Genomic DNA, 18,958 nt, shown 5'->3' with positions numbered 1-18,958 from the left:
ACTCAGGTGTTTGTTGTCGGTGCTGGCGGGCAGCAGGTACGGCACGACGGTGCCGTCGGGGTCTTCGGCGGTCACGGCATCCTGCAGCACGTCCATCAGCCGCCCCTCGGCGGGGGCCTCGATCGCCGGGATCTCGCGCCCACGTGACCTCGATGTCGTCGCCGACGACGGCCGCGAGCTCTTCGCGCAGCGCGTCCGCCTGCCCGGGCACCACGCGCACGTCGAGCGTCGCGCTCGCCGAGGCGGGGATGACGTTGATCTTGCCCCCGGCCGCGAGAACGGTCGGCGACACCGTGTTGCGCGCCCCCGCATCGATGACGGATGCCGAGAACCCCAGGCGAGACAGATCGTCGCCGTCGAGGGGCTCACCGCTGGCGCGGCCGTAGACCTCGAAGAAGCGCTCGAGTGTGGCGGTCCGCACGACGGGGAAGCGGTGCTCGCCGATCGCGGCGACGGCGCGCGCGACGCGCACCACCGCGTTGTCGGCGGTGGGTCGGGAGCCGTGCGCCGCGGCCCCGCGCGCGGTCAGCGTCGCGACCGTCACGCCCTTCTCGGCGGTCGCGACGAGGTACGCGCGGCGGTCGTGGGGGAGGGGGATCGAGAAGCCGCCGACCTCGCTCAGCGCCTCGGTGGCTCCGGCGAAGAGCTCGGGGCGGTTCTCGACGATCCATCGGGCGCCCCAGACGCCCCCGGCCTCTTCGTCGGCGAAGAACGCGAAGATCAGGTCACGTCGCGGAACGATCCCGTCGCGGCGGAACGCCCTGGCGATGGCGAGCAGCATGCCGGCGAAGTCCTTCATGTCGACGGCCCCGCGACCGTAGAGCAGGCCGTCATGGATCTCGGCGCCGAAGGGCGGGTGCGTCCAGTCGTCGGCGTCGACCGGTACGACGTCGAGGTGGGCGTGGGCGATGAGGGCTTCGGCATCCGGATCCGAACCCGGTAGGCGCGCGATGACGCTGGCCCGGCCCGGGCGCGGTTCCACCAGGACCGTCTCGTACCCGACCTCGTCGAGGTGCTCTTTGACATAGAGAGCGGCGCGCGTCTCGCCGTCGCCGATGGTCGCCGCCTCACCCGTGTTGACGCTGTCGATCCGGATGAGTGCGCGGATGTGCTCGAGCGCCTCGGCCTCGAGCGGGCCGGGCTGCGGTGCTCCGGTCTCGGCAGCGTGGGGCGAGGGCGCGGCGGTCACGGAGTCAGTGCTCGTGCGGGCGGGCGTCGTCGGCGAGCTTGAACGCCAGGCGTCCGTGCGCATAGCCGCCGCCCGCGCGGATGGCGATCGCGACCCAGGCGGCCTCGGCGAGCTCGGCTTCGGTGGCCCCGGCCTTCACGGCGTTCTGCGAGTGCCCGTCGATGCAGTACACGCACTGGGTCGTGATGCCGACGGCCAGCGCGATGAGCTCGCGGTACTTCAGCGGGATCGCGCGCCCCTCGGGAGCGAACACGGCCTGGTCGAACGCGGCGAACGCGGCGAGGATGTCGGGCGTCTCGGCCTTGTAGACCTTGGTGAAGGTCTTGTCGGCGGTGCGGTCGAAGTACTCGGACATGGTGCCTCCCGGCGGCGTGAGCGGTGCGGATCGTCCCCTCCACGGTGCCACGCGGCGTCGCCGGGGCAGGCGGGGGCACGTCACACGGTGACATACCGTCGCGCTCAGGGTGGCGATTTGGCGAGGTGTCTCAGAGTGGTCGCCGGCGTGGCCGCTGATGTCATGCCCGTCGTCGTCGGCCTTGTGCCATCCCTCCACGGGGATGACGGACGGGAAGGGCAGCCCGCATTGGGTGCGCCGCCCCCTCTCAGCGCAGCACGCTCGCGCCCAGCTCGACCGGGCTGCCCTCGATGTTGCCGACGATGCCGCGGATCACGCCCGTCCCGTCCTCGTGGCGGAGACCGTCGTACCAGGCCTGGGTCGCCGCGACATCGAAGGCGTGGGTCTCGTGCGCGCGCTTGCGGGCGCGCAGCACCAGGTCGCCGGCCCGCTCGGTGCGGATGCGCTCGTAGCGCTTCAGCGAGTCCTCGACGCCGAGGGTCGAGGTGGCGAACACGATGCCGAGCGCGAAGCTGTCCTCGAGCGCCGAGCACGCGCCCTGACCGATGTCGGGGGCGGTGTTGTGCGCCGCATCTCCCAGAATCGCCACGCGCCCCCGCACCCAGGTGTCGAAGGGGTCGATGTCCCAGATCTCGACGCGGTTGAGCGACTCGTCGGGGTCGATGCCGTCGAGCAGCGCGCGCACCCCGGGAGCGCCCCACGACCCGAACGCGTGCTCGAGCGCCGCCATGCGGTCCTCGACCACGCCCGAGGGCCCGGGCACGTCGACGAAGAAATAGAAGCGGTCGCCCGCGACGGGCATCACGGCGCACCTCTTGCCGTCGCCGACGTAGGTGGTCCACTGATCCAGGGGCCCGATCCGCTCGTCGGCCGTCACGAGGCCGTTGTAGTTCACATATCCCGAATACGAGCGTTCGGGACGGATGCCGGTGGGCTCGGTGACGTAATCCCGCACGAGCGACCGGGCGCCGTCGGCCCCGATCAGCAGGTCGGCGGTGTCGGTGGAGCCGTCGGCGAAGGTGGCGGTCACGACGCCGTCGGTCTCGGACACCGAGGTCAGCGGCATCCCGAGTCTGATGTTCTGGGCGCCGACGGCGTCCATCATCAGCTGCTGCAGGTCGGCGCGGGCGACGGGATAGGGGCGCTGGCCGGTCTGCGCGGTCACGGGGGCGAGGCTGAAGCGGCAGAGCTCGTCGCCGGTGTGACCGTCGTAGTAGGCCATGTCGTCCATGCGCCCGCCGAGCGCGGCGACCTGCGGGCCGAGACCGAGCCAATTCAGCACCTTCACGCCGTTCGACCACAGCGACAGAGCCGCACCGACCGGACGGTTCTCGCGCATGCGGTCGTACACGACGACCTCGTGGCCGAGTTTCTGCAGGGCCAGGGCGGCGGAGCTTCCGCCGACACCCGCGCCGATGACGATGACCTTCATGACGCTCCTCAGCTGCCGCGGTAGGTCGAGTAGGCGAATGGGCTCAGCAGCAGCGGCACGTGCAGGTGCGCCTCGCCGCTGACCGTGAACGCGATCGTCGCGACCGGGTGGAACGAGGCGACCCCGCGCGCGCGGAAGTAGGCCCCCGTTGCGAACGTCAGCGCGTAGTCGCCGTCGGCGAGCACGTCGGGGCCGAGCGAGAGGCGCCCGTCGGCGTCGGTGACCGCCGAGTCGATGGTCGCGCCGTCGAGGTGCGAGAGCGTCACGGCGACCCCGGCCGCGGGCGCGCCGGCCGTGGCGTCCAGGACGTGGGTGGTGAGGTGCGTCATTCCGCGGCCTCCGGCTCGGCGGGGGCGTCGTCGGCGAAGGTCGTGCGCAGGCGCAGCAGAGCGATTTCGGCGAGCTGGCGGGTGGCCTCGATGGTCTCGGCGTCGGGGTCGTTCGACAGGCGCCGTTCGAGCTCGGCCCGCATCTCGCTCGGGGTGCGACCGGCGGCGCGGATGAGGAAGACGCGACCGAACCGCTCCTCGTAGGCGGCGTTGCCCGCGGCGATGGCCGCCACATCGTCGTCGGCGGCGGATGCCATCGAACCCTGCTCACGACGGGATGCCGCGGCCTCGGCACCGTCGCCCGCGACCTTCGCCCCGATGCGCGGGTGCGCGTGCAGGGCGGCCTCGAGGTCGTCCGGGGACCAGGCCGAGGCGAGGTCTCCGGCGTAGGCGGCGAGGGCGTCGACGCTGGCATACGGGCGACCCGCGACGACGGCGTCGACCCACCCCGGAACGTCGGCCCAGACGCGGGCGACGGCCGTGGCATCCGCCTCATCGAGGGCATGGAAGTCGTGCAGGTGCATGCGGGTCACGCTAGGCCGACCGCGTTACGGGGCTGTGGCGCGATGTGTCGGCGATGTTGCTGTGGGGAACATTCCGGTGCGGCGACCCGTCACGAGAACAGGGGGCGCGACGAGAACAGGCGGATCTGTCAGATTCCGCCCTGTTCTGGTGCCGTTGCCTGTTCTCGTCGCGCGCGGGCGGGCCGGGCCGCCCCGACCAACTCGACCAGGCCTCAGGCGTGCACGATCAGCCAGTGCGCCACGGCATCCGTCGACCCCGTGTTGTGCAGGCGGTGGGGGACCGAGCAGGGGTAGCTGATGGCATCCCCCGCCCGCAGGATCACGCGCTCGGCCTCGAAGTCGATGGTCAGCTCGCCCGAGACGACCGTGCCGACCTCGTAGCCCTCGTGGTGGAACAGTCCGTCGGCGCCGTGCGCCGAGGCCCCGGGCGGGTAGATCGACTCGAAGTAGTCCACGCCGGGCGAGGTGCCGGGGGTCAGACGCCGGAACGACACCCCGCTATCGAGCACGATGTCGGGCGACTGCCCCGCGCGCTGCAGCGTGAAGCCCGAGGGCCCGACGGCCGGAGCAGGGCGGTCGGATGCCGGATCGAAGGCCGCCACGAGCGGCACGCCCAGGGCGTCGGTGATGGCGATCAGGCGCGAGACGCTCGGCTGCATGACGCCGCGCTCGATCTGCGACACGGCGCTCGGGGAGATCCCCAGCGTCTTCGCGAGCGCCCGGGCGGAGATGCCGCGCGTCTGCCGCAGGTCGCGAATGCGCGCGCCGACGGATGCCGAGGGCTCGGCCGTCGCGATGCCCTCGGGCGCGGAGCCGGTCAGGGCGGCGTCGTCCTGATCGACGTCTTCGGCGAGGGGCGGCTGCGGCATGCCCCGAGTCTAAAGACGCGGCTGACGTGAAGGAGCGACTTCACATACCTGTTACATGAGCGAAACCGTCGCGGGTGTGTGAACCCATAACTTCACATCAGAGCTCCACTCCGGCCGCGGACTCCACGTCGTGGCATCCATCGCCCTGAGAGGAATGACATGACTTCCACCCCGCTCACCGGACCCCACGATCTCGTGGAGGCCGCCGGCCACCCCCACGGGGGCGGCAACATGAAGCCCCACTACGACGACCGTCTCGCCAACGAAGACCTCGCGCCGCTGCGCAAACAGAAGTGGTCGTCGTACAACATCTTCGCCTTCTGGATGAGTGACGTGCACTCCGTCGGCGGATACGTCACCGCAGGCTCGCTCTTCGCCCTCGGTCTGCAGTCGTGGCAGGTGCTCGTGGCGCTGATCGCCGGCATCGTCATCGTGCAGGTCTTCGCCAACATGGTCGCCAAGCCCAGCCAGAAGACGGGCGTGCCCTTCCCGGTCATCAACCGCGTGGTCTTCGGCATCCGGGGCGCGAACATCCCCGCGATCATCCGCGGACTCATCGCGATCGCCTGGTACGGCGTACAGACCTTCCTCGCGGCCGAGTCGCTGAACATCGTGTTCTTGAAGTTCATCCCGGATTCCGCGGCCCTGCTCGACGTGTCGTTCGCGGGGCTGTCCGCACTCGGCTGGATCTCGTACGCGATCCTGTGGACCGCGCAGTTCCTGCTCTTCTGGAACGGCATGGAGGTCATCCGCCGCTTCATCGACTGGGCCGGTCCCGCGGTCTACCTCGTGATGATCGTGCTGGCCGTGTACCTCGTGTCGCAGGCCGGCATCCAGAACATCTCGTTCACCCTGTCGACGGTGCAGCTCGACTTCTGGGCCTCGATCCCGGTGATGTTCGCCGCGATCGCGCTGGTCGTGTCGTACTTCTCGGGCCCGATGCTCAACTTCGGCGACTTCGCCCGCTACGGCAAGAGCTTCGCCGCGGTGAAGAAGGGCAACCTCTGGGGGCTGCCGATCAACTTCCTCTTCTTCTCGCTCCTGACCGTCATCACCGCCTCGGCCACCGTGCCGGTGTTCGGCTCGCTCATCACCGACCCGATCAAGACGGTCGAGCAGATCGACACGCCCTTCGCGATCCTGCTCGGCGGCCTGACCTTCGTCACGGCCACGGTCGGCATCAACATCGTCGCGAACTTCATCTCGCCCGCCTTCGACTTCTCCAACGTCGCCCCCAAGAAGATCTCGTGGCGCGCGGGTGGCATGATCGCCGCCGTCGGCTCGACGTTCCTCATGCCCTGGAACTGGTACTCCAACGCCGACGCCATCCACTACTCGCTCGGCGTGCTGGGTGCGCTGATCGGCCCGCTCTTCGGCATCCTGATCGCCGGGTACTACATCGCGGCCCGCCAGCGCGTGAAGGTCGACGCGATGTTCACGATGGATGCCGCCGGGCCCTACTGGTACCGAAACGGTTTCAACCCGAACGCGGTCAAGGCCGTCATCGCCGCGGGGGTTCCGACTGTGCTCATCGCGATCTTCCCGAAGCTCTTCGCGGACCTGGGTCTGTTCAACGTCTCGTGGGTCAGCGACTACAGCTGGTTCATCGGGTGCGGCCTCGGCTACGTCCTCTTCCTCCTCTTCGAGCGCCTCGACCCCCGCGTCCCGACGTTCGAAGGCGAGACCGAGGGCATCTCCGACGGCACAGTCGACGCGGTGGCCGAGGCCCCGGTCGTCGAGGAGGTTCCCGTGCTCGCGCAGAAGGCTCGGGATGCCGAGACACCCGTGCCGGGCTCCGGAGTATCGGCACCGATCGCCGCCGCAGTGCTCGAACAGACGGCCCCGGACGCCGCGGATCCGGAGCGCGGCACGGTGCCGTCGCTCCGCCGGCCGGCCGCGGGCCCGCGCGAGGCGCTCGCGTGAGGATCCTGCTCATCAACCCCAACACCTCCCGGGCGATGACCGCGAAGATCGCGGACGCCGCCCGGGGGGTGGCGGGGCCCGACGTCCGCGTCGACGCGGTGTGCCCGAGCGTCGGGGCCGCCGCCATCGAGAGCCACACCGACGAGATCGCCGCCGCCGCGGCCGTGGTCGAGCTGATCGCCGCCGACCGCGACGGAGCCGACCCCGCCGACGCGTACGTCATCGCGTGCTTCGGCGACCCGGGTCTCGACGCGGCCCGCGAGCTGGTGGACGCCCCGGTGGTGGGGATCGCCGAAGCCGCGATGCACCTCGCGGCGGTCTCGGGGCGGCACTTCGGGGTGGTCACGACGCTCAGCCGCACGCTCGGGCGGGCGCACGACCTGGTCGCGCGGTACGGCATGGAGCGGGCGTGCGTCTCGCTCGCGGCCAGCGGGATTCCAGTGCTCGATCTCGAGGACGCGGCATCCGCCGCCGTCACCACGATCGCCGAACTCAGCGCGGATGCCGCGGCCTCCGGCGCCGACGTCATCGTGCTCGGCTGCGCGGGCATGGCCGACCTGTGCGCCGAGCTCACGGCACGCGTCGGGGTGCCGGTCGTCGACGGGGTCGCGGCGGCGGTGGGCATGGCGTCCGGGATGGTGCGCATGGGCCTGGGCACGAGCAAGCGCGACGAGTACGCGCGGCCGCCCCGGGAGTCCGCGGGTGGCCCCGGGGCGCGGGGCGAGCGCGATGCGCCGGCGCACCCGTCCGCCGGTGGCCCCGGGGCCATGTCCGACGCCCCGGGGCCACCGACATCGCCCCACAACGTCGTCCCCGCCGAGGTGTTCGCGTGAATGTTGATGACGGTTACATTCGCGAAACGCGAGCGGCCTACCGTGACGGCATGAGCACCCGGATCGCCGCCCGCCGCGTCTTCCTCGGCGGGGCGTTCACGCCCGCCACCGTCGTGATCGACGACGGTCTGATCGCGCGTCTCGACCCGTTCGACGCCTCGGCCGACACCGTCCTCCCCTCCGACGCGGTGCTGCTGCCCGGACTGGTCGACTCGCACGTGCACCTCGACGAGCCCGGCCGCACCGAGTGGGAGGGCTTCGCGACGGGCACCGCCGCGGCGGCGGCGGGAGGCGTCACGACGGTCGTCGACATGCCGCTGAACAGCCTCCCCGTCACCACCACCGTCGAGGCCCTGGATGCCAAGCGCCGGGCCGCCGTGGGAAAGCTCGCCGTCGACGTCGCCTACTGGGGCGGCGCGGTGCCCGAGAACATCGGATCGCTGCGAGAGCTCGCCGACGCCGGGGTCGTGGGGTTCAAGTGCTTCCTGTCGCCGAGCGGGATCGACGAGTTCGGCCACCTCGACGCCGAGCAGCTCGAGCGGTGTCTCGCCGAGCTCGCCGTGTTCGACGGGCTGCTGATCGTCCATGCCGAAGACCCGGCCCACCTGCACGCCGACGGAGCCCTCGGCCCGCGCTACAGCGACTTCGAGGCGAGCCGCCCGCCGCTGAGCGAGCGCGCCGCGATCCTCCGCGTCATCGACGCCGCCCGTCGCACGGGCGCGCGGGCGCACATCGTGCACGTGTCCGACGGGGGAGCGCTGAATGCCGTCCGCGCGGCGAAGGCCGAGGGCGTCCGCCTCACCGTCGAGACGTGCCCGCACTACCTCACCCTCGACGCCTCGGCCGTGCCGGACGGCGCGGGGGCGTTCAAGTGCTGCCCGCCGATCCGCGGCGGAGACAACCGCGATCTGTTGTGGGCGGGCATCGTCGACGGGACGATCGACGCGATCGTCAGTGACCACTCTCCCGCGACGGTCGAGTTGAAGGGCAATCCCGACTTCGGCCTCGCATGGGGCGGGATCGCGGGGCTGCAGACGGGCCTGTCGGCGGTGCACTCCACCGGCCGGGCCCGCGGGCTCGCGTTCGAATCGCTTCTCCCGCTGATGACGACCGGCCCCGCCCGCATCGCGGGGCTCGAGGGGCTCGGCGTGATCGAGGTCGGCGCTCCCGCGCACCTCGTCGCCTTCGCCCCCGACGAGCAGTTCACGGTGGATGCCGCGGCCCTCGAGTACCGCAATCCCGTCTCGCCGTGGCATGGGCAGACGCTCACCGGCGTGGTCCGCGAGACGTGGCTGCGGGGGGCGTCGGTGTACCGACGCGGAGCCGCCGTCACCGAACGCGAGGGCCGCGAGCTGCTGCGCGCGGCGGCGGGGGTGCGGGCATGAGCGTGCCGATCCTTCAGCCGGGCGTCGGCCCCATCCCCGGCGACCACTACGTCGCCGCGACCCTCGACACCGTGCTGTGGGGGCGCCTCCCATGCGCGGCAGACACCGCCGTGCTCGAGATCGCCTCGGGCGAGAGCGTCACCTTCGACACCGTGAGCCACGAGGGCATCCTCGATGACCAGGGCAAAGACCCCGCCGCGTTCTTCTCTTCGCACGGTGTCTCCGCCGACGCCGTGCTCCACGATGCGATCGAGATCGCGGCATCCGTCGCTCGAGATCCCTTCGCCGACGGCCCGCACGTCGTCGTCGGCCCGGTGCACGTGAAGGGTGCGCACCCCGGCGATCTGTTGAAGATCACGGTCGAGGCGCTCGTTCCGCGCGTGCCGTACGGGGTAATCTCGAACCGGCACGGCAAGGGCGCCCTCGTCGGCGAACTGCCGCGCGGCGAGCACAACGTCAGCGTCTTCGCCGCGGTCGCCGAGCACGACGGCGTCCTGCACGGCACTCTTCCCCTCATGGAGGGTGGGGATCCGGTCGTGTCGTTCCCGCTCGCGCCGTTTCTCGGCACGATGGGGGTCGCGGTCACCGGCGACGAACGCCCGCATTCCGTTCCGCCCGGAACCCATGGCGGCAACATCGACATCAACCTGCTCGTCGAGGGGACCACGCTGTTCCTCCCCGTGCAGGTCGAGGGCGCGCTCGCGTACGTCGGCGACCCGCACTTCGCGCAGGGCGACGGCGAGGTGGCGCTCACCGCTCTCGAGGCGTCGCTGCGCGCGACGCTGCGGTTCGAGGTGATCCCTGCGGAGGCCGCCCGTGCGGCGTTCGGCGAGGTGACCGGACCGCTGGTGCGCACGCCCGAATACCTCGTGCCCACCGGCATGGACCCCGACCTCGACGCCGCGATGCGCGCGTGCGTGCGCTCCTCGCTTGCGTTGCTGAACGGCCGATGGGGCATGGACGAGCACCTCGCCTATGCGTACCTGTCGGCCGCGACCGACTTCGACATCTCGCAGGTGGTCGACATCGTCTCGGGGGTGCACGCGCGCATCCGCGAGGCCGACTTCGCGGGGGTCGCAGCCGCGGAGCCGGCGGCGCTGGCGTCCGATCCGGAGGAGAAGCGATGACGGATGCCACGACCCCGACGACCGGGACCGCGACGGCCCCCGCCGGGTCGGCGCCCGCCGACTCGGCGCCCGGAACACCCGACTCCGCGGCGATCCCCGCCGACCTGCGCGCGGCGTTCGATGCCTACGAGCGGGCGATCGTCGCGAACGACCTCGACGCCCTCGACGCGTTCTTCGCGCCCGGACCCGACACGCTGCGCGGCGACCCGGCGGGACTTCTCGTCGGGCACGACGCGATCAGCGGGTTCCGCGCGCTGCGCGGGGGCGTTCCTCCGCGCGACATCACCGACATTCACTACCGCCCGCTCGGGCCCGACAGCGCCCTGCTCATGTCGGTCTCGCGCTTCCACGGCGGGGGCCGCGGCCTGCAGACGCAGGTCTGGCAGCGGATCGACGGTCGGTGGCTCATCACCGCCGCCCACGTCGCCCCGCGCACACCCCCGCTCGACCGCACCATCTGGCGCAGCGTCGGCGACCCCTTCCTCCAGGGAGCGTGGGCGGGGCCGCTCGCGGGGCTCACCGTGGCGGTGAAGGACCTCTTCGCGATCGCCGGCTTCCGCATCGGCGCGGGCAACCCGACCTACCTCGAACAGGCGCGGCCCGAGAAGGCCACGGCCCCGGCCGTCGCCGACCTGCTGCGCGCGGGAGCATCGCTGCGCGGCATCGCGCGGACCGACGAGTTCGCCTACTCGATCGCCGGCGACAACGTGCACTACGGCACCCCGCCCAACGGCGCGGTGGTCGGGGCGCTGCCCGGCGGCTCGTCGAGCGGACCGGCCTCCGCCGTCGCCCTCGGCCACGCCGATATCGGCCTCGCCACCGACACCGCGGGGTCGATCCGCGTGCCGGCGTCGTACCAGGGGCTCTGGGGCCTGCGCACGACCCACGACCTCGTGCCCCGGCAGGGCATGCTGCCGCTCGCGCAGTCGTTCGACACGATCGGCTGGCTCACGCGCGACGGCGAGACCCTGCACCGCGTGGCGGACTGGTGCCTGAGCTACGACGGCTCGACGTCGACCGAGAACGTCCTCGGCGCCTCGGCCGACGACCTGCCCTGGCGTTTCGTCGTTCCCGAGGAGATCCTCGACTGCGCGGAGCCGGCGACCCGCGAGGCCTTCAGCCGACTGCTCGCCGCCCTCGCGGCATCCGACGATCCACCGCCTTTCCGTGCCGTGTCGAGCGGAGACCTGGATGCCGCGTTCACGGCGTTCCGCACGGTGCAGGGTGCCGAGGCCTGGCGCAACGACGGAGAGTGGCTGCGCGCGCATCCCGGGGCCGTGGGCCCGGCCGTCGCCGAGCGCTTCGAGGTCGCGTCGCGCATCACCGCCGCCGACGAAGCCGCCGCGCGCGAGGACCTCGAGCCGATCGCCGCGCATCTCGCCGAACTCGTCGACGGCGCCGTGATGATCTTCCCGACCGTGCCCGGTCCCGCGCCCCAGCGCACGGCCGACGTCGACGCCGTCCGCGCCGCGACCCTGCGCATGACGGCGCCCGCCGCGATCGCGGGGCTCCCCGCGGTGTCGGTGCCGTTGCTCACCGTCGACGGCGCCCCGGTCGGTGTGTGCCTCGTCTCGCGCGCCGGCACCGACATCGCGCTCGTCCGCCTGGCTCGGCGTTTCGCCGCGCTCGCATCCACCCGCCCCCGCACCACGGAGTCCTGATGTCCCATCTCCCCGGCCCGATCGACCCGCCCGCGCGCCTGCTGATGGGCCCCGGTCCCATCTCGGCCTACCCGAGCGTGCTGCGCGCGATGGGGGCGCCGCTGGTCGGGCAGTACGACCCGTTCATGACGGCGACCATGACCGAGACGCAGGAGCTGTACCGCCAGGTCTGGGGCACCGCGAACGACGCGACCCTGCTCATCGACGGCACTTCGCGCGCGGGCATCGAGGCCGCGATGGTCTCGCTGATCCGCCCGGGTGATCGCGTGCTGGTGCCCGTGTTCGGCCGCTTCGGGCACCTGCTGGCCGAGATCGCCGAGCGCGCGCTCGCCGAGGTGCACACGATCGAGGTGCCGTGGGGGCAGGTGTTCCCGGTGTCGGCGATCCGCGAGGCGATCGAGCGGGTGAAGCCGCACCTCGTCGCGTGCGTGCAGGGCGACACCTCGACCACGATGCTCCAACCGTTGGATCAGATCGGCGAGATCTGCCGCGCCCACGGCGCCCTGTTCTACACCGACGCCACCGCCTCGCTCGGCGGCAACCCCTTCGAGATGGACGCCTGGGGACTGGATGCCGCGACCGCCGGCCTGCAGAAGTGCCTCGGCGGGCCGTCGGGCTCCGCGCCGATCAGCCTGTCGGAGCGTGCCGTCGAGGTGGTGCGCTCGCGCGCCCGCGTCGAGGCCGGCATCCGCGAAGAGGGCGACGACTCGGCATCGGACTTCATCCGCTCGAACTACTTCGACCTGGCGATGATCCTCGACTACTGGGGGCCGCGCCGCCTCAACCACCACACCGAAGCGACGACCATGCTCTACGGCGCGCGCGAGTGCGCCCGAGTGCTGCTGCTCGAGGGTCGCGACGAGGTCATCGCGCGTCACCGACTGCACGGCGATGCGATGCTCGCGGGGGTCGAGGGTCTCGGCCTGACCGTTTTCGGCGACGTCGCGCACAAGATGACGAACGTGGTGGCGGTCGAGATTCCGGATGCCGTCGTGGGCGACGCCGTGCGCAGCGAGCTGCTGAGCGACTTCGGCATCGAGATCGGCACGTCGTTCGGACCGCTGCACGGCCGCGTCTGGCGCATCGGCACGATGGGCTACAACGCGCGCACGGACGCCGTGCTCACCACCCTGGCCGCCCTCGAGGCGGTGCTGCGCCGGCACGGTGCCGCGGTCGCGGCCGGCGGCGGGGTCGAGGCTGCGCAGGGCGTCTACGCGGGGGCCGGGGCGTGACGGGGCCCGCCGTCGAGGTCGTGACGCGCGAGGCTCCGACGGTTCGTGGCGTCGGCCGATGTGGACGCGCGGCGGCGACCGCCCGCGGCTGTAGCCGCGACCCGCGCGGGGCCCGCGCATGACGGCATCCACTCGCCTCCAGGTCTCGCAGGAGCGCATCGCGTCGGCGGCGCGACGAGTGATGGGGCGTTGCGAAGAGCTCGCCCGCGTCACCTCGACGCCCGGCTCGATCACCCGCGTCTATCTCTCGCCCGAGCACGCGCGGGTCAACCGCCTCGCCGCCGAGTGGATGCGCGAGCTCGGCATGACCACCCGGCAGGACGCCGCGGGCAACCAGGTCGGACGCCTCGCCCCGCCCGGGCAACCCGATGCGCCGGCGCTGCTGATGGGCTCTCACCTCGACACGGTTCCGGATGCCGGACGCTTCGACGGCATCGTCGGCGTGCTGATGGCGCTCGAGGTCGTGCGGCTGAGCCGTCGCGTCGACGCCGAGGGCGCGGCATCCAGTCCCTTCCCCTTCGCTCTCGAGGTCATCGCCTTCAGCGACGAAGAGGGCACGCGCTTCGGCAAGGCGCTGCTGGGTTCGTCGGCCGTGGCCGGGCAGTGGGATCCGTCGTGGTGGGAGGTGGCGGACGCCGACGGCACGACGCTGCGCGAAGCCTTCCGCGAGTTCGGACTCGATCCGGGCCGCGTGGGCGAGGCCGCGCGTCGCCCCGACGAGCTCGTCGGGTACCTCGAGGCGCACATCGAGCAGGGGCCCGAGCTGCACCGCAGCGGACAGGCCCTCGCCGCGGTGTCGTCGATCGCGTCGGCGCGGCGGTTCCAGCTCGTCGTCGAGGGCGAGGCGCGGCACGCGGGCGGCACGCCCTACGACATGCGGCGCGACGCTCTGCTCGGGGCGAGCGAGGCCGCGCTGGCGGTCGAGCGGATCTGCCGCGGCGAGCACCACATCGTCGGCACGGTCGGTCAGCTGGAGGCCTTCCCGGGCGCCGTCAACGTCGTGCCCGGCGAGGCGCACCTCTCGCTCGACCTGCGCGGCGAGTTCGACGCCACTCGCGACCACGTGTGGGATGAGATCTCGCGCGAGCTCGACGCCATCATGGGTCGACGCGGTCTGGGCTGGACCGCCCGCGAGGTGCACAGTGCGCCCGCGGTCTTCTGCGCCCCGCTGCTGCAGGACGTCGTGCGCGCCGGGATCGGCGGCGACGCCCCCACGCTCTTCAGCCGCGCCGGCCACGACGCGATGTCGATCGGCGCGATCACCGACGTGGGGATGCTGTTCCTCCGCAATCCCGACGGCATCAGCCACCACCCCGACGAGGCGGTGGCCGGGGCGGACGTGGCCGCCGGCATCCGCGCCCTGGCCGAGGCCGTGCTGCACCTGGGCGCCGAGCAGCGCTGACGCGCGGCCCTCTTGCGTTTGGGGCGCGATGTTCCGTTTGGGGCGTGGAATTCCACGCCCCGAACGGAAGAACCCGCCCCAAACCCAGTGGCCGGGGCGTGGGCCGTGGCCGCGGGGCGCGTATCGTCCGGCGGTGGGGCGGTGTTCGTGGCCCCGGGGCGAGAAAAGTGGCCCCGGGGCCACCTGCGAACCGAGGGCGAGGGCCCCGCGCAGCGACAGTCCACCGCGAGACGCATCGCCACGCCTCGGCCGCGGGTGTGGGGCGAATCTCGTCGTTCGGGGCGTGAATTCTGCGCCCCAGACGTGAAAGCACGCCCCGAACTCGGGGCACCCCGGGGCCCACGCGCCCCCGGCGCTCACTCCCCGCCGGCGAGCCTCCACACCCGGTCCCGCGAGAACGGCAGCTCGTACCCCCGCCGCCCCAGCGCGCGCGACACCGCGTTGCCGATCGCCGCACCCACCGGGTTGTACGGCGACTCGCTCATCGACTTCGCGCCGAAGGGTCCGAGGGTGTCGTCGGTCTCGGCGAAGTACACCTCGGTGTCGGGGACGTCGGCGAACTGCGGCACGCGGTACGTGCGGAACACCGGGTTCTGAACGACGCCGTCCTCGAGGTACACCTCCTCATAGAGCGCGCCGCCGAGGGCCTGCGCGGCGCCGCCCTCGATCTGGCCGCGGCACTGGGCGGGATTGATGACGACTCCGGCATCCGCCGACTGGATCGACTGCAGCACCCTCACGGTTCCCGTCTCGGGGTCGACCGCCACGCGCACCGCGTGCACGTTGAACGCGAGCGAGCGGACATCGCCGAACTCCGCCCCGTCCGCGGTGAGCTCGTCCGCACCCGCCGCAGCGACGATCCGGGCCCACGTCACCGTCTCGCCGGAGAACGAGATCCCGTATGCCGAGACCTCGGCGTCCGCGGCATCCGCGCCCGCGAGATCGGCGGCGATGGCGAGGATCCGCCGCTTCAACGCGAGGCAGGCACCGTACAGGGCTTTGCCCGCGACCACCGTCCCCGCCGAGGCGAAGGCTCCCGTGTCGTGGCGCACCGCGTCGGTGTCGGCGGCCCACAGTTCGAGTCGCTCGGGGGCGGCCTCGAGCACCGTGGCCGCGATCTGGCGGTGCACGGTCGAGGTGCCGTTGCCGAACTCCGCCGTGCCGACGCGCAGCAGGTACGTGCCATCGGGGCGCAGGGTCGCGCTGGTGTGGGCGATGTGTCCGCGCGGGGCCATGGTCGCGATCATCGCCGCGGCCATCCCTTCGCCGACCAGCCAGCCCTCGGGCGCCTCGACCCCGTTCCCGCGCCGCAGGGCGCCCTGGGCGAGGTCGAGGCACTGGTCGAGGCCGTAGCTGCCCCAGATGAGGTCCTCTTCGAGCGGCTCCTCGCCGTCGTCGGGGTGCAGGGAGTCGCCCTCGCGGACGGCGTTGATCCGCCGCAGGTCGAACGGGTCGATGTCGAGTTCCTGCGCCAGGGCGTCCATGGCCGACTCGACGGCGAACACCACCTGCCCCAGGCCGTACCCGCGGAACGCGCCGGACGGCGGGTTGTTCGTGTAGACCGCCTCGGCGTCGATCCACTTCGTCGGCACGCGGTACAGGGTCGTCGACTCGGCGCACGAGTGGAACAGCACCCCGATCGCGTGGTTGCCGTAGGCCCCCGTGTCGCTCAGCACGTCGAGCTTCATCGCGGTCAGGGTGCCGTCGGCATCCGCCCCCAGCGTCGTTCGAACGCGCATCGGATGCCGAAGGGAAGCCCGGACGAACTGGTCGGTGCGCGAGAACTCGTAGGCGACGGGGCGCTCCAGCTTCAGCACCGCGAGGGCGGTGAGGTCTTCGGTGAAGAGCTCCTGCTTGCCGCCGAAGCCCCCGCCCACACGGGTCGCGTACACGCGCACGCGGTCGCGCTCGAGACCGAACACGTGCGCGAGTTCGTCGCGGGCGAGGAAGGGCACCTGGGTCGACGAGCGGATCACGAGGCGACCGTCGTCGTCGAGCCAGCCGACCGCGCCGTGCGTCTCGAGAGCCGCATGCGTCACGCGCGAGGAGCGCCACTCGCCGGTGACCGTGGTGTGGCTCGCGGCGAGGGCCGCGTCGATGTCGCCGCCGTGACCGACGTGGAACCCGGCCACGACGTTGCGCTCGGCCGCCATCACCCGCTCGTCGGGCGTCCGCTCGGGGTGCAGCAGAGGAGCGCCGGGGCGGCGCGCCTCGTCGGGGTCGAAGACCGCGGGCAGCACCTCGTACGCGATCTGGACCGCGCGGCATCCGGCATCCGCGGCCTCGGCCGTCTCGGCGACGACCGCCGCCACCCGCTGACCGACGTGGCGGACGACGTCGTCGAGCATGCGCGTGTCGTCGGGATCGTCGGTGCGGTGCTCGTGGCGACCGGTCGAGTACCGCACCTCGGGCACGTCGGCGTGGGTGAAGACGGCCACGACCCCCGGGATCGCGAGGGCATCGGCGGAGTCGATCGAGACGACCCGCGCGTGCGCGTGCGGCGAGGTCACGACCCGCAGGATGAGCGGCGGGCCGCCGGGCACGGGCTCGTCGAAGGTGAACGGCTCGCGACCCTGGACGATGCGGCGTGCCGCCTCGGGGATGACCGAGGTGCCGACGCGGCCGGTGACGGATGCCGCTGCCCCGGTCGGCGTGCACAACTCCTGCAGATCGGCGGGCGCGGGCGTCGAGGCAGCCGTCTGGGGCGGATCTGCAGGAGGTGTGTCGTGCCCCGTGCATGCACCGGCGCAGCCGGCGGGCGCCTCGGCCTCCACCCCGCAGCTCGTCCCGGTCTCGCGCACCGGTCCCAGCACCGACGCCCGGATCGCCTCGCGGATCGGGCGGTATCCGGTGCACCGGCAGAGGTTGCCTTTCATGCGCCGGTCGAGGTCACCGAGGTCGTCGGGGGTCAGCGTCGAAGCCGTCACGCTCATGCCCGGCGTGCAGAAACCGCACTGGAAGCCGAAGCCCGTGGCCAGAGCCTCCTGCACCGGATGCAGCTCGTCGCCGGGGGCGAGGCCCGCCGCGGTGGTGATCGCACGGCCCTCGAGCCGCATCGCCGGGATGATGCACGAGTGCGTCGGCGTCCCGTCGAGCAGCACCGAGCACGCGCCGCAGTCGCCCGCGTCGCACCCCTTCTTCACCTCGACGTGGCCCGCCTCGCGCAGCAGGGTGCGGGCGCTCTGACCGGGGCGGGGGTCGACCTCGACGGCGGTTCCGTTGACCTCGAACCTCACGCGGCACCTTCCTGCAGCTCACGCGCGAAGCGCGCACGCAGGCGCTCGGCGAGCACCACGCTCACGCCCCGGCGCCAATCCGCACTGCCCAACGGGTCGGTGTAGAAGAGGGGGGCGGATGCCACGGCATCCCGCAACTCTCCCGCTCCGGGAACCTGGGCGAAGCGCAGGACGCGGGGTCGGCGCACCGCGGCCGTCACGACGAACACCGCGGAACCGTCGGGGTCGACGCGGGCCGTGACCACGGCACCGGAGCGGCCGAGCTCGGCCAGGGCGATCTTCTGCAGCCCGACCCGCGCCTCCAGGGCCCGCGCGGGGATGTCGAGGGCGCGCACGACCTCGCCGGGCGCGAGGGAGGTCGCGGCGTTGTCGACGACGAGATCGGCGACCGCGATCCGGCGCTCGCCGCCTCCGGGCGTCCAGATCAGGGCCGTGGCATCCAGGGTCGACAGCAGTGCGATCATCGCGCCGGCCGCGAAGGCCTGGCAGACGTTGCCGCCGACGGTCGCGGTGTTCCAGATCTTGAACGAGGCCAACAGGGCGTCGGCGGCGGGGCGGGCGAGCGCGAGTGAGGTCCAGGCGGTCGGAGCCTCGTTCTCGACCCAGGCGAGCAGTCGCGCGATGGTGCAGGTCGCGCCGATGCGCAGGCCGTCCTCGGTGATCTCGAGGTCAGGCCACTCGAGGGTCGTGAGGTCGACGAAGCCGGTGGTGCCGGGCTGCGGCTCGCTCATGAGCCAGGTGCCCCCGGCGATGACGACCTCTCCGGGCGCGAGGGCGAGGTCGGCGCGCGAGCGCGCGGCGCGATACGAGGTGACGGTGGTGATGTCCACGGCTCAGCCCGCCAGGATCCGGCCCGACCAGCGGCCGTCGGCGAGCGTGTAGTGCTGACGCGTGCTCTGCCCGATCGGGTCGCCGCGCCAGAAGGTCAGGGTGAGCGGACGCAGACGGAACCCGGCCCACCGCTCCGGCGGCTCGAGCTCGGGATGGGCCTCGGCGAACTCCGCCCACAGGTGGTGCCGCGCCTCGACCGGCAGGTGCGCGTTCTCGTGGGTGTTCACCCAGGCGAGCAGCTGCAGATACCGGGAGCGCTCGCGGTAGACCGCCGCCGCCTCGGCCGCGCTCACCCGCTCGACGATCCCGCGCACGACGAGCTGGCGCCCGACCTCGGGCCACGCCACCGCCATCGCGGCGACCGGGTTCGCGGCGATCTCGGCGACCTTCGCGCTGGCCGAGTCGGTGTGGAAGAAGACGCCCGTGGCATCCCTGTCGCTGACGAGCACGTGGCGCAGCGACGGGAGGCCGTCCAGCCCGATCGTCGAGAGCGCCGCGAGGGGCCGCAGCTCGCCGTCGTGGGGAGGCAGCCACCGCTGCACGAGAGCCAGCGGGTCGTCGACGAGCGCATCGATGTCATCGACGTCGGAACCGAACGTGGTGCCGGCCGTGATCATGGCCACCTCCGGG

General features: G+C 72.3%; 15 protein-coding genes and 1 pseudogene. 7 read left to right on the top strand and 9 right to left on the bottom strand.

Annotation, left to right across the window (positions count from 1 at the left end; genetic code table 11):
- Positions 1-193: 193 nt before the first annotated feature.
- From F9B98_RS05240 to F9B98_RS05215, 6 genes and pseudogenes are all read right to left on the bottom strand, one after another.
- Positions 194-1,252 (bottom strand): annotated as a pseudogene (locus F9B98_RS05240) (M20/M25/M40 family metallo-hydrolase); the annotation flags it as partial.
- A complete protein-coding gene (locus F9B98_RS05235) occupies positions 1,194-1,544 on the bottom strand; it encodes a carboxymuconolactone decarboxylase family protein (RefSeq protein WP_150953823.1) in 351 nt (116 codons plus the stop codon). The pseudogene F9B98_RS05240 and the gene F9B98_RS05235, both read right to left, overlap by 59 nt.
- 247 nt (positions 1,545-1,791) lie before the next feature.
- Positions 1,792-2,976, bottom strand: coding sequence for an FAD-dependent urate hydroxylase HpxO (gene hpxO / locus F9B98_RS05230; protein WP_150953820.1), 1,185 nt, complete (start codon positions 2,974-2,976; stop codon positions 1,792-1,794).
- Between the two features lie 8 nt (positions 2,977-2,984).
- A complete protein-coding gene (gene uraH / locus F9B98_RS05225) occupies positions 2,985-3,305 on the bottom strand; it encodes a hydroxyisourate hydrolase (protein WP_150953817.1) in 321 nt (106 codons plus the stop codon).
- A complete protein-coding gene (gene uraD / locus F9B98_RS05220; protein ID WP_150953814.1) occupies positions 3,302-3,829 on the bottom strand; it encodes a 2-oxo-4-hydroxy-4-carboxy-5-ureidoimidazoline decarboxylase in 528 nt (175 codons plus the stop codon). The genes uraH and uraD overlap by 4 nt, the downstream gene beginning before the upstream one ends.
- A 212-nt stretch (positions 3,830-4,041) precedes the next feature.
- Positions 4,042-4,698: a helix-turn-helix domain-containing protein gene (locus tag F9B98_RS05215; RefSeq protein WP_150953811.1), complete on the bottom strand. Its 657-nt coding sequence runs from the start codon at positions 4,696-4,698 to the stop codon at positions 4,042-4,044.
- Between the two features lie 159 nt (positions 4,699-4,857).
- Here F9B98_RS05215 and F9B98_RS05210 point away from each other — a divergent pair, with 159 nt between their 5' ends.
- The 7 genes from F9B98_RS05210 to F9B98_RS05180 all read left to right on the top strand — a co-directional run bounded on the left by F9B98_RS05210 (position 4,858) and on the right by F9B98_RS05180 (position 14,261).
- The gene (locus tag F9B98_RS05210) at positions 4,858-6,621 is read left to right on the top strand and encodes an NCS1 family nucleobase:cation symporter-1 (RefSeq protein WP_150953808.1); all 1,764 of its coding nucleotides are present in this window, start codon (positions 4,858-4,860) and stop codon (positions 6,619-6,621) included.
- Positions 6,618-7,454: an aspartate/glutamate racemase family protein gene (locus tag F9B98_RS05205; protein WP_150953805.1), complete on the top strand. Its 837-nt coding sequence runs from the start codon at positions 6,618-6,620 to the stop codon at positions 7,452-7,454. Before F9B98_RS05210 ends, F9B98_RS05205 begins: the two co-directional genes overlap by 4 nt.
- Positions 7,455-7,504: 50 nt before the next feature.
- Positions 7,505-8,839, top strand: a complete 1,335-nt coding sequence (gene allB / locus F9B98_RS05200; protein WP_150953802.1) for an allantoinase AllB — start codon at positions 7,505-7,507, stop codon at positions 8,837-8,839.
- Entirely contained in the window at positions 8,836-9,966 is a 1,131-nt protein-coding gene (locus F9B98_RS05195) for an acetamidase/formamidase family protein (protein ID WP_150953797.1), read from the top strand. Before allB ends, F9B98_RS05195 begins: the two co-directional genes overlap by 4 nt.
- On the top strand, positions 9,963-11,627 hold the full coding sequence (locus F9B98_RS05190) for an AtzH-like domain-containing protein (protein WP_225310228.1): 1,665 nt from the start codon (positions 9,963-9,965) through the stop codon (positions 11,625-11,627). The genes F9B98_RS05195 and F9B98_RS05190 overlap by 4 nt, the downstream gene beginning before the upstream one ends.
- Entirely contained in the window at positions 11,627-12,859 is a 1,233-nt protein-coding gene (locus F9B98_RS05185) for a pyridoxal-phosphate-dependent aminotransferase family protein (protein WP_150953795.1), read from the top strand. Before F9B98_RS05190 ends, F9B98_RS05185 begins: the two co-directional genes overlap by 1 nt.
- Positions 12,860-12,977: 118 nt before the next feature.
- Positions 12,978-14,261: an allantoate amidohydrolase gene (locus tag F9B98_RS05180; RefSeq protein WP_150953792.1), complete on the top strand. Its 1,284-nt coding sequence runs from the start codon at positions 12,978-12,980 to the stop codon at positions 14,259-14,261.
- Positions 14,262-14,617: 356 nt separating this feature from the next.
- Here F9B98_RS05180 and F9B98_RS05175 read toward each other — a convergent pair whose 3' ends face one another.
- The 3 genes from F9B98_RS05175 to F9B98_RS05165 are packed head-to-tail and all read right to left on the bottom strand — an operon-like array spanning position 14,618 to position 18,945.
- On the bottom strand, positions 14,618-17,497 hold the full coding sequence (locus F9B98_RS05175; RefSeq protein WP_150953789.1) for a molybdopterin-dependent oxidoreductase: 2,880 nt from the start codon (positions 17,495-17,497) through the stop codon (positions 14,618-14,620).
- On the bottom strand, positions 17,494-18,327 hold the full coding sequence (locus tag F9B98_RS05170; protein WP_150953785.1) for an FAD binding domain-containing protein: 834 nt from the start codon (positions 18,325-18,327) through the stop codon (positions 17,494-17,496). The genes F9B98_RS05175 and F9B98_RS05170 overlap by 4 nt, the downstream gene beginning before the upstream one ends.
- A gap of 3 nt (positions 18,328-18,330) precedes the next feature.
- A complete protein-coding gene (locus F9B98_RS05165) occupies positions 18,331-18,945 on the bottom strand; it encodes a pyridoxal 5'-phosphate synthase (protein ID WP_150953782.1) in 615 nt (204 codons plus the stop codon).
- Positions 18,946-18,958: the final 13 nt, after the last annotated feature.

The sequence above is a fragment of the Microbacterium testaceum StLB037 genome (genome assembly GCF_008763945.1).
GTDB classification, from domain to species: Bacteria; Actinomycetota; Actinomycetes; order Actinomycetales; family Microbacteriaceae; genus Microbacterium; species Microbacterium testaceum_G.
The sequence above is the reverse complement of the archived record's forward strand: the minus strand, read 5'-3'. Positions and strand labels throughout refer to the sequence as shown.